The sequence below is a fragment of the Ensifer sp. NM-2 genome, from assembly GCF_003024455.1.
GTDB lineage: Bacteria > Pseudomonadota > Alphaproteobacteria > Rhizobiales > Rhizobiaceae > Ensifer > Ensifer canadensis.
This window is the reverse complement of the sequence record NZ_PVZR01000007.1, coordinates 220,351-235,838: the sequence shown is the minus strand read 5'-3', so window position 1 is coordinate 235,838 and position 15,488 is coordinate 220,351. Positions and strand designations below refer to the sequence as shown.

Sequence of the window (15,488 nt, the reverse complement as noted above, 5' to 3'; positions counted from 1 at the left end):
CCGGGAAGGGAGCCTCTCCACTGCAACCTCAATGGCTCGGATGCAGCGCGTCGTTGAGATACATGCAGGTCAGCATGGTGAAGATATAGGCCTGGATGACCGACATCAGCAGTTCCAGACCCGTCAGCGCCACGGTCATCATCAGCGGCATGACCGCGCCGAGCGTACCGAGCGCGCCGAAGCCACTGAGGCTGACGACGAAGCCGGCGAACACCTTGAGCGTGATGTGACCGGCGAGCATGACGGCGAAAAGACGAACCGAATGGCTGACCGGGCGCGACAGGAAACGACCTCGATCGGGATGATGATCGGCGCCAGCACCAAAGGCACGCCCGACGGCATGAACAGCCTGAGAAAGCCGAAACCGTGTTTAATCAAGCCGTAGAGCGTCACGGTCAGGAACACGAGCAGCGCCAGCGCAAAGGTCACCGCAATGTGGCTCGTCACGGTGAAGGCATAGGGAAACATGCCGATTAGGTTGGCGACCAGGATGAACATGAACAGCGAGAACACCAGCGGGAAGAAACGCATGCCGTGCTCTCCGGCATTCTCGCGCAACGTCTTCGATACGAACTCGTAGAGGATCTCGGCCGCCGACTGGGCAAGGTTCGGCACCAGGCCGCGCCTGCGCGTCGAAAGGATCAGGAAAAGGCTGGCGATCGCCACGGTCACGGCCATGTAGACGGCCGAATTGGTAAAGCTGATGTCGTGTCCGCCGACCTCGGCGATGTGGAAGAGCGACTTGATCTCGAATTGTTCGATGGGTCCGGCCATCATGAACCTCGTGCGTTGGCAACGGAGCAACCACGGCGCGGCGGCCGCGGGCGCATCAATGTGTGTGGGAAGCGGGTGAAAGCCGATCGCGAGACGGGGCGCGATGGCGCCCGAAGCAAACGTTCAGCTCTGTCAGGAAGGAAAAGCTCACGCGGGCGTGCCGCAGGCCAGGATGCTGCATGATGCGATCGACTCCATTATCTCAAGCGGTCGAGATAGTGGGGCCGTCCCCAGGCGAAGCATCGACGCGGGTCGTCCCGCGTGCGCCTGACCTAGAGACAATTTTTGATGAGGTCAAGCCGAGACGATACCTGCCGATAGGCCTGCGGCATCGGGGCCGGCATCAATCTGCCCGCCGAGGCTCAGCCAAATTGCCGATGGTCGGCAAGCACCTGCTCGATCACCGCCAAGCTCTTTTCCGCTTCGGCGGAGTTGGTACCGGGAAGACCAGCATAGACGATCAGCGCCTTCCACAGGGTCCAGCCGCGACCGCGCGCCCAGGTGCCGGCGTCGAGCGCCACGCCGGCGCGAAACGCCTCCCGGCTTTGCCCGTGGAACAGCGTCCAGGCAATGGCAAGGTCGCAGGCGGGATCACCGATACCCGAGGTGCCGAAATCGATGACTGCGCTCAGGCGACCGTCTTCGACCAGCAGATTGCCCCAACTGATATCGCCGTGGAACCAGACCGGCGCGCTCTGCCAGCTTGCCGCCAATGCGGCCTCCCAGACATCGCGCGCCGCTTCCGTGTCGATGCGTCCCTCGAGCGCGACGAGCGCGCGGCGGGTTTCCTCGTCATAATGGGCAGGTGGCCCGCCGCGAAGGAAATTGTGCGGGCCAGGCAACGGCCCGCCGCGCGCATCGACCTGCCGCAAGGCGACAAGAAAGCGCGCCAGATCCTGCGCAAAGACCTTGAGGTCGCCGATCCGATCATCCGTCGCCGTCTCACCCGGCCGCCAGCGATAGACCGACCACGGCCATGGATAGCCCTCGCCTGGCACGCCCCTTGCCAAGGGCACCGGGATAGGCAGCGGCAGGTGCGGCGCCAGCTTCGGCAGCCAGAACTGCTCCTTTTCCACCTGCAGCGCATAGGACTCAGCACTCGGCAGACGCACGGCCATGTCTCGCCCGAGATGGAAGGTCCTGTTGTCCCACCCGCCGGGCAGCACCGGCCTGATGTCGAGTGCGGCCCACTGCGGAAACTGTGCAGCGATCAGGCGCCGGACGAGCAGCGCGTCGATGGTGGGAGTGATCGTCGATTGATCGGACATAACGGGACAAATGCCTCACGCCAGAAACTCGGACGCCTGTTTTAGCCGATCGTCGCCTGTTCGCAACTTTTCCGCTCGGGGATGGCGAACGGACAACCCGATCCAGCCGAAACGCGTCGCCTTCAACCTGCCTTCGTCGAGCACCACACCGGGCCGGACGCGTCACCGTCCCGATGGTCGCATGGATATTGTCTGCCAGGCGGATTCCGGGAATGATGGAAGTGGAAAAGGACAGGCCGTCTTCCGGTCGCCGTGGGATGATCGCTTTACCCCGCATCACAATCTGATATTTTCAACTCCACCGAATTTTCGGCCTTTTTGATAACCTGAGATCATGGAACACCGGCTGCTCGACCGCATATCGCTGGAGGCTTTTCGCGTTTTCGACGCGGCCAGCCGGCATATGAATTTTTCTGGCGCCGGTCGCGAGATCAACATCACTCATGCCGCCGTCAGCTGCCGCGGCAAGGACCTGGAATTGACGCTGCTGGGCGAGCGGCTGTTTCAGCACGTACGGGCGATCATCCCCGCTGGCACCTGTCGCCGCTGATGGCAGAGGAGCTCTCGTCGGTCACATCATCAGACTATCTCGCTTCGCGCGCCCTCGACGCGGAAAGGCTGGCCTCTCTCGGCCTGCCCCGCAACCGGCCATCGAGGGACGAGGCGCTGCGCCTGCACGCCGCACTCGGAAGATCGACATGAGCGGCGGACGCGGAAAGGCGACGACACCGCCAAAACAGCCGAGCCGCACCGGCATCGCCTTCTTTCTCGTTGCCTTTGCATTGATCGCAACAGTGATCCTGGCGACCGCTCTGCTCGCCAACGGACAGAGGAACCTGAGACAGTTGCTGAAGGCACTCGATCTTCCGACGACGTTTCTCGATCCGGAGAAGCCGGTGGCGCAGGCCCCGGAGGTCCACGTCAAGCGACAGCCGCCGCGCATCGCCCTGCCGGTCTGGACGTTTCAGGATCTGCAGACGCCGGAACAGCAGTTCCTGCGGGTGCTCCGCAGCGATCCCCGCGCTCTCTGCGATGAGCTGCGCGAGGCCGGATTCCGCGAACTCGAATGGAAATCGAGCGCCGGCGAGCGTGGCCAGTGGGAATGCTCCTCACTCGTATCCTTTCCGCGCCCTGGGGTCGACAAGATCTCGTCGATCTTCATTTTCATCAAGGGCAACGGCGAAGAAGAGATCACCTCGTTTCGCGTCAAGCTCAACATCGAGCGCCCGGAGGACGCGCAGGTGGTGACAACAAGCGCCGCGCGCGCCGCGTCGGTCTTCCTCGACCATGTCCGCTGGGCCGATGGCGGCAGCATTGCGCTGCAGATCCAGGCGTTGAAGGAATTTGACGTAAAGCGCTTCGGCAGCCGCGTGCAGTTCAAGCGCGAAACGGACGAGACCACGGCACGCTACAATTTCCTCGCCAACCAACCGGCCCGCGCCCGCCCGAAGAGCATTGCCGAACTCCATTTCGACCGTGAAAAATGGCTCGCCTATGGCAACGCCGATGCGCGTAGCTTCGTTCTCGGCCCGACGGCGTGGAATGGCCCGGCGAAGATACCCGAAGGCGGCGACGCCGTAGCAGACCCGGCATCACCAGAGGGTGCCGGCACTGCGAAGGCAAACACTGACGCAAGACCCTGACTTGAAGCGCGTCGCGGTCTCTACAGCGGCGCGCGTCTTATTGGACGCTGCGCTTTAAGCTCGTGTTTCGCGCATGTCGTTATCGCAAAGCCGCTACGCACTTTTGCGCGACATGCTTGAGGTCAGCGATCGATCCGGGTCGAAAGGATGATCGACGACAGCGTGCGGTCGACACCGTCGATTTCACCGATACGATCGATCAGCAGGTCGAGTTCGCTGATCGATGCTGCCGCAACGACGGCGATAAGGTCGAAGCTACCGCTGACGGAATGAAGGGTGCGGATCTCGCGGATGGCAGCAAGTTCCGGGGTGACGCGGCTGAGTGCCCTTGGCGCGATGGTGATCAGCACATGCGCCTTGACCAGACCCTTCTCATAGCTCTCCGACAAGCGGACGCCATAACCGGCGATCACGCCCTCGCGCTCCAGCCGCTCGATCCGGGCCTGCACGGTCGTCCGCGACAGGCCGAGCCTGCGGGCAATCGTTGCTGTCGGCATGCGGGCGTTTTCGCTGAGCACGGCGAGGAGCTCGCGATCCTTGTCGGTAATCTGCATTTCGTCGGTCCATATAGGCATTCTGCCGAATATCTATAGGCGATTTAGTCATATTACAGCTTCAAATCAACAGCTCTCGGTCGGACAATAGGGTCTGAAACGCATTTCATACCCTGGGGGAAAGTCATGAAGGACATCGTCGTCATCGGAGCAGGCAAGATCGGCTCCACCATTGCTCGCATGCTCGCGCACACCGGCGATTACAGCGTCTGCGTTGCCGACCGTAGCGCCGAGCAGCTGGGCCAGATCGAGAAGCATGCCGCCATCACGACGGCAGCCGTCGATATCGGCGACAAGAAGGCGCTCGTTGCCCTTCTCTCCGGCAAGTTCGCCGTTCTCAGCGCCGCCCCGTTCCACCTGACGGTTGCCATTGCGGAAGCCGCTGCCGAAGCCGGCATCCACTACCTCGACCTGACCGAAGACGTCGAATCCACCCGCCAGGTCAAGGCGATCGCCGCCAAGGCCAGCACCGCCTTCATTCCGCAGTGCGGCCTCGCACCGGGCTTCATCTCCATCGTCGCCAATGACCTTGCCAGCCGCTTCGAGACGCTCGAAAGCGTGCGCATGCGCGTCGGCGCGCTGCCGCAGTACCCGTCGAATGCGCTCAACTACAACCTGACCTGGAGCACCGACGGCGTCATCAACGAGTATATCGAGCCCTGCGAAGCGATCGTCGAAGGCAGCCTGATCGAAGTTCCCGCCATGGAAGAGCGCGAAGAATTCTCGCTCGACGGCGTGACCTACGAAGCCTTCAACACCTCGGGCGGCCTCGGCACGCTCTGCGAATCGCTGAAGGGCAAGGTCCGCACCCTGAACTACAAGACGATCCGCTATCCCGGCCATGCCGCCATCATGAAGGCGCTGCTGAACGACCTTGGTCTGCGTCATCGCCGCGAAGTCCTCAAGGACATCTTCGAAAACGCGCTGCCGACCACCACCCAGGACGTCGTCGTGATCTTCGTGACGGTTTCGGGCTTCCGCGAAGGTCGCCTGATCCAGGAAACCTACGCCAACAAGGTCTATAGCGGCGTCGTCGCCGGCCGCATGCAGAGCGGCATCCAGATCACCACCGCCGGCAGCATCTGCGCCGTGCTCGATCTGCTCGCCAACGGCAAGATCGCATCCAACGGCTTCGTTCGCCAGGAAGACATCGCTCTCGATACCTTCCTCGCAAACCGCTTCGGTCACTACTACGCCCAGAAGGGCGAGACAGAACGCGTCGCCGGCTGAGGCCACTCGGCTCGTCTGCGCTGACTATAATGCCCGGGTCCTGCCCGGGCATTTTTTATGTGTCGAACTGAACGTCGCCGCTTCGATTACCGCGGTTTCGACCCGAAACGTGTTGGATGGCCGTATTATGTCCGGCCGAACTCATCCTCGATGCGGATGATGTCGTCCTCGCCGAGATAGGACCCGGTCTGAACCTCGATCAGCTCCAGCGGGATCTTGCCTGGATTGTGCAGTCGGTGGACGGTCCCCTGCGGGATATAGACGGACTCGTTTTCATGCAGCAGACGGGTTTCGCCGGCCATGGTGATCTCCGCCGTGCCACGCACGACAATCCAGTGCTCGGCCCGATGATGATGCTTCTGCAGCGAGATCTTCTTGCCGGGGCTGACCTTCAGTCGCTTGACCTCGTAGCGCTCGCCGCTGGAGACCGAAGAGACCGCGCCCCAGGGCCTGTAGGACGTCGGGTGCTCCTGTGTAAGCCCTAAGGTTGCCTGCGACCGTGCGAGCACCTTGACGATGTTTCCAACGCTCTGGCTGTCTTCCAGGCGCCCGACATAGACGGCGTCTTCGCTGGCGATCACGGCGATATCGTCAAGCCCCTGCACAGCAAGGTGGATGTCGCGGGAGAGCACTAATGAGTTGCGCGTGTTCGCTACCGTCGCCTTGTCGGTAACGACATTGCCGTCACCGTCCTTGCGACCGATCTTCCACACGGCATCCCAGCTGCCCAGATCCGACCAGGCGAATGAGGATGGAACGACGGCAGCGCGAACGGTCTTTTCGAAGACCGCGTAGTCGACGGAAATATCCGGCGCCTTGGAGAAGGCCTTCGCTTCCAGCCGGCTGAAATCGAGATCCTTGCTGGCGCCCTCGACGGCCGCCTTTGTCGAGGCATAGACGTCAGGCGCATAGAGCTGCATCTCGTCGAGGAACACCTTAACCGGCAGCATGAACATGCCGGAGTTCCAGAGATAGCGCTCGGTCGCCAGCATCGCCTCTGCCTTGGCGCGATCCGGCTTCTCGACGAAACGGGCAACCCTGTTGGCGCCGGCCGGCAACGCTTCCCCAAGTTCGATATAGCCGTAGCCGGTCGCGGGCTCCGTCGGAGTGATGCCGAACGTCACCAGTTCACCGGCCTCGGCTGCCAGCTGCGCCCGCAGCATGCAATCGATGTAGACCGCTCCGGCATCGATCTCGTGATCGGAGGCGAGCACCTGCATGATCGCCGCCTCCCCGAACTTGGCGAGCACGACGAAGGCGGCCGCCGCCAGTGCCGGCGCCGTGTTGCGTGCCACCGGCTCGAGCAGAATATCGCTGAGCGGCGCATCGACGGCGCGCGCCTGTTCGGCGACGATGAAGCGGAAATCGCTGTTGGTGACGATGATCGCCGGCTCATATAGCCTGCTATCGCTCACCCGTTCCAGCGTCTGCTGGAACAGCGATCGATCGGACAGGATCTGCAGAAACTGTTTCGGCGCGCCCGAGCGCGACAGCGGCCACAGGCGCGTACCTTTTCCACCCGCCATGATCACGGGAACGATCTTAGACGTCATGCCAAGCCTCTGCGCGCATCGAACGAGAGTCCATCCATACAGGACCGATGCTAAAGAATGCCTGAAGCCGGCCGTGCAAACAAACCGCACCAAAGGTGAGGCATGCCCCTCACTTCGGATAGGACGCCAGCTTGCCCATCGTCTTACGCCGTACCAATTCGCATCGGCACAACGATGAGGCGGCTCTGTCGCGGCCATCGCGGGCAACAAAAAACCCCGCTCGAAGGCGGGGCTTTTTCATTGGTTTATCCCGTCGGGATGTCCCTTTCAGGCCGGGATCACGATTTCCCCGAGCTTCGTCAGTTCGGCGATGAACTGCTCGGCGCGCGTCTTCTTCTCGTCGCCGGCACCGTCCAGCTCGGCACGGACCGCCTCGATGCGCTTTTCAAGCGCGGTGCGGTCGAGTTCGTCGACGTGCACGGCGGATTCGGCAAGCAGAGTGCAGCCGGTCGGCAGGATATCGGCAAAGCCGCCGAAGACGGCGAACCGCTCGGTCTTGCCGTCAGCCGTTTTCACGGTAACGACGCCGGGCTTCACCGTCGTCATTGTCGGGGCATGATTGGCCATCACGGTCATCTCGCCCTCGGTCGCCGGAATGACGACTTCCGTCACCTTCTCGGAGAGGAGCAGGCGCTCGGGGGAAACAAGCTCAAAATTGAAACTGTCGGCCATGACCATTCACTTCTCGTGGGCGCGCCACCTGAGGTGGCAGGCTGTGCATGTCTTCCCTGCTCCGCAATATGGCGGAACGCAGGATGAAAGCCTCGGCGCATCGCTGCGCCGAGGCTCACGATGCTATCAAGCGGCTTCTGCAGCCAGCTTCTTGGCCTTTTCGACCGCTTCTTCGATCGAGCCGACCATGTAGAACGCGGCTTCCGGAAGATGGTCGTAGTCGCCGTTGACGAGGCCCTTGAAGCCCTTGATCGTGTCTTCGAGAGCGACGAGCTTGCCCGGAGAACCGGTGAAGACTTCGGCCACGAAGAACGGCTGCGACAGGAAGCGTTCGATCTTACGAGCGCGGGCGACGGCCAGCTTGTCCTCTTCCGACAGTTCGTCCATGCCCAGGATGGCGATGATGTCCTGGAGAGACTTGTAACGCTGCAGGGTCGTCTGGACCTTACGCGAAATCTCGTAGTGCTCTTCGCCGACGATCATCGGGTCCAGCATGCGCGACGTGGAGTCGAGCGGGTCAACGGCCGGGTAGATGCCCTTTTCAGCGATCGAGCGCGACAGAACCGTCGTTGCGTCCAGGTGGGCGAACGAGGTTGCCGGCGCCGGGTCGGTCAAGTCGTCGGCCGGAACGTAAATGGCCTGAACCGAGGTGATCGAACCCTTGGTCGTCGTGGTGATGCGTTCCTGCATCTGACCCATGTCGGTCGCCAGCGTCGGCTGGTAACCCACGGCCGATGGAATACGGCCGAGCAGAGCCGAAACTTCGGAGCCTGCCTGGGTGAAGCGGAAGATGTTGTCGACGAAGAACAGAACGTCCTGGCCCTTGTCGCGGAAGTCTTCAGCGATCGTCAGACCGGTCAGAGCGACGCGAGCGCGGGCGCCCGGCGGTTCGTTCATCTGGCCGTAAACGAGGGCTGCCTTCGAGCCTTCGCCGCCGCCGAGCTTGTTAACGCCGGACTCGATCATTTCGTGGTAGAGGTCGTTGCCTTCGCGGGTACGTTCACCCACGCCAGCAAATACCGAGTAACCACCGTGCGCCTTGGCGACGTTGTTGATCAGTTCCATGATGAGAACGGTCTTGCCGACGCCTGCGCCACCGAAGAGGCCGATCTTGCCGCCCTTTGCGTAAGGAGCGAGAAGGTCGACGACCTTGATGCCGGTGACGAGGATCTGCGCTTCCGTCGACTGCTCGACGTAGGACGGCGCGTCCTGGTGGATGGCGCGCTTGCCCGACGTGATCAGCGGACCAGCTTCGTCGACCGGCTCGCCGATGACGTTCATGATGCGGCCGAGCGTTTCATCGCCAACCGGAACCGTGATCGGTGCCCCGGTGTCGGTGACCGGCTGACCGCGGACGAGACCTTCGGTCGAGTCCATGGCGATCGTGCGGACGGCGTTTTCGCCGAGGTGCTGCGCGACTTCGAGAACGAGGCGGTTACCGTGGTTCTCGGTTTCCAGTGCGTTCAGGATCTGCGGAAGCTGGCCTTCGTCGAACACAACGTCGACGACGGCGCCGATGACCTGCGTTACGCGACCGACAGCGCCGGCTGCCGCAACTGCGGTCTTGGCGGAAGCTGCCTTCCTCGGTGCAGCCGGCTTCTTCGCCGCTGCGGTTTCTTTCGGGGTAGCTGCCTTAGCCATAATCCTTACCCTCTTCTCGTAACCTTAGAGCGCTTCCGCGCCCGAGATGATTTCAATGAGTTCCTTGGTGATCTGAGCCTGGCGCTGACGGTTGTAGTTCAGCGTCAGCTTATTGATCATGTCACCAGCATTGCGCGTCGCATTGTCCATCGCGCTCATCTTTGCGCCCATTTCGCCGGCGACGTTCTCGAGCAGGGCCCGGAAGATCTGCACCGAAATGTTGCGCGGAATGAGGTCGCTCAGGATCGCGCCCGCGTCCGGCTCATATTCGTAGACGGCCGAAGCATCCGATGCTTCCACTGCGACCGGGCCGGCCGAAGCGGGGATCAGTTGCTGTGCCGTCGGAATCTGGGCGATAACGGACTTGAACTCAGAATAGAACAGCGTGCAGACATCGAACTCGCCCTTTTCAAAGAGCGCGATGACCTTGTGGCCGATCTGGTCGGCATTCTGGAAGCCGATCTTCTTGACCTCACGCAGGTCGATACGATCGATGATCAGCGACGCGTATTCGCGACGCAGAATATCGAAGCCCTTCTTGCCGACGCAGATGATCTTCACCGTCTTGCCGGCGGCAAGCAGCTTGCGAAGGTGGTCGCGAGCGTGGCGGGCGATCTGCGAGTTGAAGCCGCCGCAAAGACCGCGTTCCGCCGTGCAGACGACCAGAAGATGCGTATCGTCCTTGCCGGTGCCGGTCATCAGCTGCGGCGCATCGTCGTCCGCGCCAACCGCCTGGGCGATGTTGGCGAGAACGGCAGCCATGCGCTGCGAGTAAGGCCGGGCGGCCTCGGCCGCCTCCTGCGCACGCCGAAGCTTCGCCGCGGCGACCATTTTCATCGCCTTGGTGATCTTCTGCGTCGCCTTGACGGAGGCGATCCGGTTCTTCAGATCCTTAAGTGAAGGCATCCGTTATCCGTCCTAAATGAAATCCGCTCAGGCGAAAGACTTGGCGAAGCTGTCGATTGCAGCCTTCAGCTTGCCCTTGACGTCGTCGGAGATCGCCTTGTCCTTGCGGATGGTTTCCAGGATGTCCTTACCTTCCGAACGCATGTACGAAAGCAGGCCCTGCTCGAACTTGCCGACCTGATTGACCGGCAGCTTGTCGAGGTAACCGTTGACGCCTGCGAAGATGACAGCAACCTGCTCTTCCGTCTTCAGCGGCGAGAACTGCGGCTGCTTCAGGAGTTCGGTCAGGCGTGCACCGCGGTTCAACAGACGCTGCGTAGCAGCATCGAGGTCCGAACCGAACTGCGCAAAGGCCGCCATTTCGCGGTACTGAGCGAGTTCGCCCTTGATCGAGCCGGCAACCTGCTTCATCGCCTTGATCTGCGCGGCGGAACCGACGCGCGAAACCGACAGACCGACGTTAACGGCCGGACGGATGCCCTGGTAGAACAGGTCGGTTTCAAGGAAGATCTGGCCGTCGGTGATCGAGATCACGTTGGTCGGAATGAACGCGGAAACGTCGTTGCCCTGCGTTTCAATGACCGGCAGAGCCGTCAGCGAACCGCCACCATTGTCGTCCGAGAGCTTTGCAGCGCGCTCGAGCAGGCGGGAGTGCAGGTAGAAAACGTCGCCCGGGTAAGCTTCGCGGCCCGGCGGGCGGCGCAGCAGGAGCGACATCTGACGGTAGGAAACGGCCTGCTTCGACAGGTCGTCGTAGCCGATCAGGGCATGCTTGCCGTTGTCGCGGAAGTATTCGCCCATCGCGCAACCTGCAAACGGTGCGAGGTACTGCATCGGAGCCGGGTCGGATGCGGTCGCAGCAACGATGATCGAGTACTGAAGAGCGCCACGCTCTTCCAGAACCTTCACGAACTGGGCAACCGTCGAACGCTTCTGGCCGATTGCGACGTAGACGCAATACAGCTTGTCGCCTTCCGGACCATTGTCGTGAATGGCCTTCTGGTTGAGGATCGTGTCGAGGATGATCGCGGTCTTGCCGGTCTGGCGGTCGCCGATGACGAGCTCGCGCTGGCCACGGCCAACCGGGATGAGGGCGTCAATGGCCTTGAGGCCGGTCGACATCGGCTCATGCACCGACTTGCGCGGAATGATACCAGGAGCCTTGACGTCAACGCGCGAGCGCTGCTTGGCGTTGATCGGGCCCTTGCCGTCGATCGGGTTGCCGAGCGCGTCGACGACGCGGCCGAGCAGTTCCGGACCAACCGGAACGTCCACGATGGCGCCGGTCCGCTTAACGGTGTCGCCTTCCTTGATGTCACGGTCCGAACCGAAAATAACGACGCCGACGTTGTCGGCTTCGAGGTTCAGCGCCATGCCGCGAATTCCACCCGGGAATTCGACCATCTCGCCTGCCTGAACATTGTCGAGGCCGTAGACGCGGGCGATACCGTCACCGACGGAAAGCACCTGGCCGACTTCGGAGACTTCTGCTTCCTGGCCGAAATTTTTGATCTGATCTTTAAGAATTGCGGAAATTTCCGCGGCGCGGATATCCATCAGCCGACCTCTTTCAGTGCAAGCTTAAGGGTAGAGAGTTTGGTGCGAAGGGAGGTGTCAATCTGGCGGGACCCGACCTTGACGATCAGACCTCCAAGAATAGACGGGTCGACGGTGACGTTAACAGTCACGTCTTTGCCGGTGACGCTCTTGAGCGTCGCCTTCAATTCAGTTTCCTGCGCTGCAGTGAGCGCATGGGCCGACATTACGTCGGCGGAGATTTCACCCCGGTGGCGCGCGGCGATCAGGCGAAACGCCTTGATCATGCCCGGCAGCGTGAAGAGGCGGCGATTGCGTGCAACAACCTTGAGGAAGTTACCGACGAGACCAGAAATACCGGCCTTGGCGGAGATCGCCGAAATGGCCTTGAACTGGTCGTCGGCAGAAAAGACGGGGCTTACGATCAGCCGCTTCAGGTCATCGCTGCCGTCGATCAGGGCCTGGACGCGGGTAAGATCCGCACCGACCGCCTCGACGGAACCCGCTTCGAGAGCGAGGTCAAAAAGCGAGGACGCATACCTTTCTGCAACACCGGAAATAAGCTGGGATGTGTCTGCCACGGGCACAAGCTTCTCTCAATTTCATCCAAGAACGGTGGTGGCGGCGAGCCGTCAACTTAACGTTTTGAATTTGCTGCAATAATTTGCAGGATATCGAGGCCTGGCGACCCACTTCCCCCGCAATTCGCGGTTCGTCTAGCATAGGATGTTTGGACTCGCAACACGCGAACGGCAGGAATGCGGCATAAGTCGACCCGGATTGGCCGAATTTTGCCGTAAATTGGTTTCTGAGGATGTGAATCGCGAAAACGCGAGGGCGGCGGTCAGATCATTCCGAAGACATAAGCGAGCGGAAGTATGGCAAGTGCGGCCTGCACCAGGAGCGCCACCCAGTTGTAGAGCGTGCCGCCGTTGTCGCTCATCATGGAGAGAATGCGGCCGAAGGCGGCGAGCGCAAAAGCGGCGCCGACAGCGAGGTAGACCATCGGCTGCGCCAGCAGGATGGCGGCAAGGCCAAGGCCGGCATGCATGCCGCCCATGGTCGAGCGCGCCTCGGCCAGACCGCCGCGACGGCCTTCGGCAATGCCGATGCCGGCGGCGCGAAAGGTAAGCCGCGGCGCAAACAGCATGACGACACCGATCAGCGCCGCCACCGCCGCCGCACAGAAGGCGAGGAACTCGCCGGTTTCCGTCGGAATATAGAACTCCATGCCCCGTTCCCGCAGATGAGCGCCGATCTTGATCACGTCGCCACGGGACCAGTCCCCGTGAGCGAAGCGTCCCAGACCTCTAGCGCATGTTGCAGCCATTGTGAATCGCCCACGGGCCATTCACGGCCGCGATCACAGGAAACTCTGGGGATCGATGTCGAGCTGAACGCTGATCGAGCCGCGCTCCTTCGGGCCGGCGGCAATCATTGCCTTGACGAAGGCCTGCATGTCGCTGTTGCGGCGCCCGTGCACCAAAAGCCGGAACCGATGGCGGCCGCGGATCAGCGCCAGCGGCGCCTCGGCCGGACCGAGGATCGAAATGCCATCGGTGCGCGGCGCTGCACTTCGAAGTCCGCGGGCGTGGGTCTCGGCATCCTGGCGCGTATCGGCCGATACGATCAGCGACGCCAGCCGGCCGAACGGCGGCAGCAGCGCCTTTTCGCGCTCGGCGATCTCGCGGTCGTAAAAGGCATCCGCATCGCCCGAGACGATCGCCTGCATCACCGGGTGCTGCGGCTGGTAGGTCTGCAGCAGGCCGAGGCTCTTCAAACCCGTTCGGCCGGCGCGCCCGGTCACCTGCGACAAGAGCTGGAACGTGCGCTCCGCCGCTCGCGGATCGCCATTGGCAAGCCCGAGATCGGCATCGATGATGCCGACCAGCGTCATCAGCGGAAAATTGTGGCCCTTAGCGACAAGCTGCGTGCCGATGACGATATCCGCTTCGCCACGCGCAATCGCCTCCAGTTCCAGCCGTAGGCGCTTCACGCCCATCAGATCGGAGGAGAGCACGATCGTGCGCGCCTCTGGAAAATGGCGCTCGACCTCTTCGGCGATGCGCTCCACACCCGGACCGCAGGCAACCAAGTGATCGAAGGTGCCGCATTCCGGGCAGGCCTCGGGTGTCTTTTCCGCATAGCCGCAATGGTGGCACTGGATCTGGCCGCGGAAGCGATGCTCGACCAGCCAGCTCGAACAATCAGGGCACTGGAAGCGATGGCCGCAGACGCGGCAAAGGGTCAGCGGCGCATAACCGCGCCGATTGAGAAACAGCAGCGCCTGCTCGCCACGCTCGACGGCCTTGCCGATCTGGTTGATGAGAACCGGCGACAGGAACCCGCCGCGCGCTGGCGGATGCTGGCGCATGTCGACGACGCCGAGCCGCGGCAGCGCCGCATCGCCGAAGCGGGTCGGCAGATGGATCGGTTTATAGCGACCAACCTCGCCATTGACCCGGCTTTCGACCGATGGCGTTGCCGAAACAAGCACCACCGGAAAACCGGTGATGCGCCCGCGCACCACGGCCATGTCGCGGGCATTGTAGAACACCCGGTCCTCCTGCTTGTAGGCGGGGTCGTGTTCTTCATCGACGATGATCAGGCCCAGTTCCTCGAACGGCAGGAACAGCGCCGAGCGGGCACCCGCGACCACGCGCACCGTGCCGGTCGTCACCTGCCGCCAGACTTTTTCGCGCGTCCGCGGCGCGAGATCCGAGTGCCACTCGGCCGGCTTGCTGCCGAAGCGATCCTGGAAGCGTTCGAGGAAGCTTGCGGTCAGGGCGATTTCGGGCAGCAGGATCAGCACCTGCTTGCCGGCCCTGAGCGTCGCGGCAATCGCTTCGAAATAAACTTCGGTCTTGCCCGAGCCGGTGATGCCGTCGATCAGCGACACCGAAAACCCGCCCTGCTCGACAGCGGCCAAAAGGTCGGCAGCCGCATCCTTCTGCGGTCCTTCGAGCCGGTGGGCGGCGAATTCCGGGTCGGGAGCCGCTACTACAGGCGGCGGCGCCATGAAGACGGTCTCGAAGACGCCCTGCTGGGCAAGGCCGTCGATGACGCTCGATGACGCACCGGCCGCATGGGCAAGGCCCGAACGGGTCCAGGCAAAGCCGTCGCCGGCCGCTGCGATGACACGCTCGCGGGCCGTCGTCATGCGCTCCGGGCGCATGTCGGTCAGCCGCAGCGCCTCTACCATCGGTTCCGGATCGAAGGCCGCCGGCGCGCGCAGCGCCATGCGCGCCACCAGACCTGGCGGCGTCACGGTATAGGTCGCCACCCAGTCGAGAAAGCTGCGCATGTCGGGCGTCAACGGTGGGCAGTCGAAGACCTTTTCGATCGACTTCAGCTTCTTCGGATCGACGCTGCCATCATCATCGCCATCCCAGACGACGCCCACGACCAGACGGGGGCCGAGCGGCACCTGGACGATCGAGCCTGGCTCGACCGCCATGCCATCAGGCACCGCGTAGGAATAGGCCTTCGAGGCCGGCATCGGCACCAGAACTGGCACGACGCGACGGCCGGAAACAGGCCCGAATAAATCGGTTGAATCGCGAGTCATTTTGCCGTGACCTTGCCACGTGTTTCGGTTAAAGAAAACTGCGCTGCGAACCGCAGCCTTGCCGGCGCAGGGTTTCTCACGGTTCCACCAGAGTTTCAACGCGCGCGTTCTCTGCCAAAGGAATTCCTCCCGGTAGATATGCG

Annotated in this window: 13 protein-coding genes and 1 pseudogene; 3 read left to right on the top strand and 11 right to left on the bottom strand. The window is 62.4% G+C overall.

Going from position 1 to position 15,488, the window contains the following annotated elements:
- Window positions 1-28: 28 nt before the first annotated feature.
- Both C6558_RS16690 and C6558_RS16685 read right to left on the bottom strand, forming a co-directional pair.
- Window positions 29-774, bottom strand: a pseudogene (locus tag C6558_RS16690) (F0F1 ATP synthase subunit A).
- A 362-nt stretch (window positions 775-1,136) separates the two neighbouring features.
- Window positions 1,137-2,042, bottom strand: a complete 906-nt coding sequence (locus C6558_RS16685; RefSeq protein WP_107027566.1) for an aminoglycoside phosphotransferase family protein — start codon at window positions 2,040-2,042, stop codon at window positions 1,137-1,139.
- Window positions 2,043-2,376: 334 nt separating this feature from the next.
- On the opposite strand from C6558_RS16685, the gene C6558_RS40820 reads away from it, so the two are divergent.
- Both C6558_RS40820 and C6558_RS16675 read left to right on the top strand, forming a co-directional pair.
- A complete protein-coding gene (locus C6558_RS40820; protein WP_025425058.1) occupies window positions 2,377-2,592 on the top strand; it encodes a LysR family transcriptional regulator in 216 nt (71 codons plus the stop codon).
- 148 nt (window positions 2,593-2,740) lie between these two features.
- A complete protein-coding gene (locus C6558_RS16675; RefSeq protein ID WP_245449185.1) occupies window positions 2,741-3,685 on the top strand; it encodes a DUF6030 family protein in 945 nt (314 codons plus the stop codon).
- Window positions 3,686-3,807: 122 nt separating this feature from the next.
- On the opposite strand, the gene C6558_RS16670 is transcribed toward C6558_RS16675, so the two are convergent.
- Window positions 3,808-4,239, bottom strand: coding sequence for an Lrp/AsnC family transcriptional regulator (locus C6558_RS16670; RefSeq protein ID WP_038575742.1), 432 nt, complete (start codon window positions 4,237-4,239; stop codon window positions 3,808-3,810).
- A gap of 126 nt (window positions 4,240-4,365) precedes the next feature.
- Here C6558_RS16670 and C6558_RS16665 point away from each other — a divergent pair, with 126 nt between their 5' ends.
- Entirely contained in the window at window positions 4,366-5,469 is a 1,104-nt protein-coding gene (locus tag C6558_RS16665) for a saccharopine dehydrogenase family protein (protein ID WP_107027565.1), read from the top strand.
- Window positions 5,470-5,594: 125 nt separating this feature from the next.
- On the opposite strand, the gene C6558_RS16660 is transcribed toward C6558_RS16665, so the two are convergent.
- The 8 genes from C6558_RS16660 to C6558_RS16625 form a co-directional block, all read right to left on the bottom strand.
- Window positions 5,595-7,022 carry a mannose-1-phosphate guanylyltransferase/mannose-6-phosphate isomerase gene (locus tag C6558_RS16660; RefSeq protein WP_025425062.1) on the bottom strand — a complete coding sequence of 476 codons (1,428 nt, stop codon included), beginning with the start codon at window positions 7,020-7,022 and terminating at the stop codon, window positions 5,595-5,597.
- Window positions 7,023-7,289: 267 nt separating this feature from the next.
- A complete protein-coding gene (locus C6558_RS16655; protein ID WP_025425063.1) occupies window positions 7,290-7,694 on the bottom strand; it encodes a F0F1 ATP synthase subunit epsilon in 405 nt (134 codons plus the stop codon).
- Between the two features lie 126 nt (window positions 7,695-7,820).
- Window positions 7,821-9,335 (bottom strand): F0F1 ATP synthase subunit beta, encoded by a 1,515-nt coding sequence (gene atpD / locus C6558_RS16650; RefSeq protein WP_025425064.1) that lies wholly within the window; start codon window positions 9,333-9,335, stop codon window positions 7,821-7,823.
- Between the two features lie 24 nt (window positions 9,336-9,359).
- Window positions 9,360-10,241, bottom strand: a complete 882-nt coding sequence (locus C6558_RS16645) for a F0F1 ATP synthase subunit gamma (RefSeq protein WP_025425065.1) — start codon at window positions 10,239-10,241, stop codon at window positions 9,360-9,362.
- Between the two features lie 27 nt (window positions 10,242-10,268).
- Entirely contained in the window at window positions 10,269-11,798 is a 1,530-nt protein-coding gene (atpA, locus tag C6558_RS16640) for a F0F1 ATP synthase subunit alpha (protein ID WP_025425066.1), read from the bottom strand.
- A complete protein-coding gene (locus tag C6558_RS16635) occupies window positions 11,798-12,364 on the bottom strand; it encodes a F0F1 ATP synthase subunit delta (RefSeq protein ID WP_025425067.1) in 567 nt (188 codons plus the stop codon). The genes atpA and C6558_RS16635 overlap by 1 nt, the downstream gene beginning before the upstream one ends.
- Before the next feature lie 257 nt (window positions 12,365-12,621).
- On the bottom strand, window positions 12,622-13,008 hold the full coding sequence (locus C6558_RS16630) for a hypothetical protein (protein WP_025425068.1): 387 nt from the start codon (window positions 13,006-13,008) through the stop codon (window positions 12,622-12,624).
- A gap of 132 nt (window positions 13,009-13,140) precedes the next feature.
- Window positions 13,141-15,345, bottom strand: coding sequence for a primosomal protein N' (locus C6558_RS16625; RefSeq protein WP_025425069.1), 2,205 nt, complete (start codon window positions 15,343-15,345; stop codon window positions 13,141-13,143).
- Window positions 15,346-15,488: the final 143 nt, after the last annotated feature.

Coding starts and splice junctions, on each gene's coding strand:
- C6558_RS16670 (WP_038575742.1), bottom strand. CDS start 4,239: ATGCAGATTACCGACAAGGATCGCGAGCTCCTCGCCGTGCTCAGCGAA.
- C6558_RS16645 (WP_025425065.1), bottom strand. CDS start 10,241: ATGCCTTCACTTAAGGATCTGAAGAACCGGATCGCCTCCGTCAAGGCG.
- C6558_RS16665 (WP_107027565.1), top strand. CDS start 4,366: ATGAAGGACATCGTCGTCATCGGAGCAGGCAAGATCGGCTCCACCATT.
- atpA (WP_025425066.1), bottom strand. CDS start 11,798: ATGGATATCCGCGCCGCGGAAATTTCCGCAATTCTTAAAGATCAGATC.
- C6558_RS16625 (WP_025425069.1), bottom strand. CDS start 15,345: ATGACTCGCGATTCAACCGATTTATTCGGGCCTGTTTCCGGCCGTCGC.
- C6558_RS16685 (WP_107027566.1), bottom strand. CDS start 2,042: ATGTCCGATCAATCGACGATCACTCCCACCATCGACGCGCTGCTCGTC.
- C6558_RS16655 (WP_025425063.1), bottom strand. CDS start 7,694: ATGGCCGACAGTTTCAATTTTGAGCTTGTTTCCCCCGAGCGCCTGCTC.
- atpD (WP_025425064.1), bottom strand. CDS start 9,335: ATGGCTAAGGCAGCTACCCCGAAAGAAACCGCAGCGGCGAAGAAGCCG.
- C6558_RS16630 (WP_025425068.1), bottom strand. CDS start 13,008: ATGGAGTTCTATATTCCGACGGAAACCGGCGAGTTCCTCGCCTTCTGT.
- C6558_RS40820 (WP_025425058.1), top strand. CDS start 2,377: ATGGAACACCGGCTGCTCGACCGCATATCGCTGGAGGCTTTTCGCGTT.
- C6558_RS16675 (WP_245449185.1), top strand. CDS start 2,741: ATGAGCGGCGGACGCGGAAAGGCGACGACACCGCCAAAACAGCCGAGC.
- C6558_RS16660 (WP_025425062.1), bottom strand. CDS start 7,022: ATGACGTCTAAGATCGTTCCCGTGATCATGGCGGGTGGAAAAGGTACG.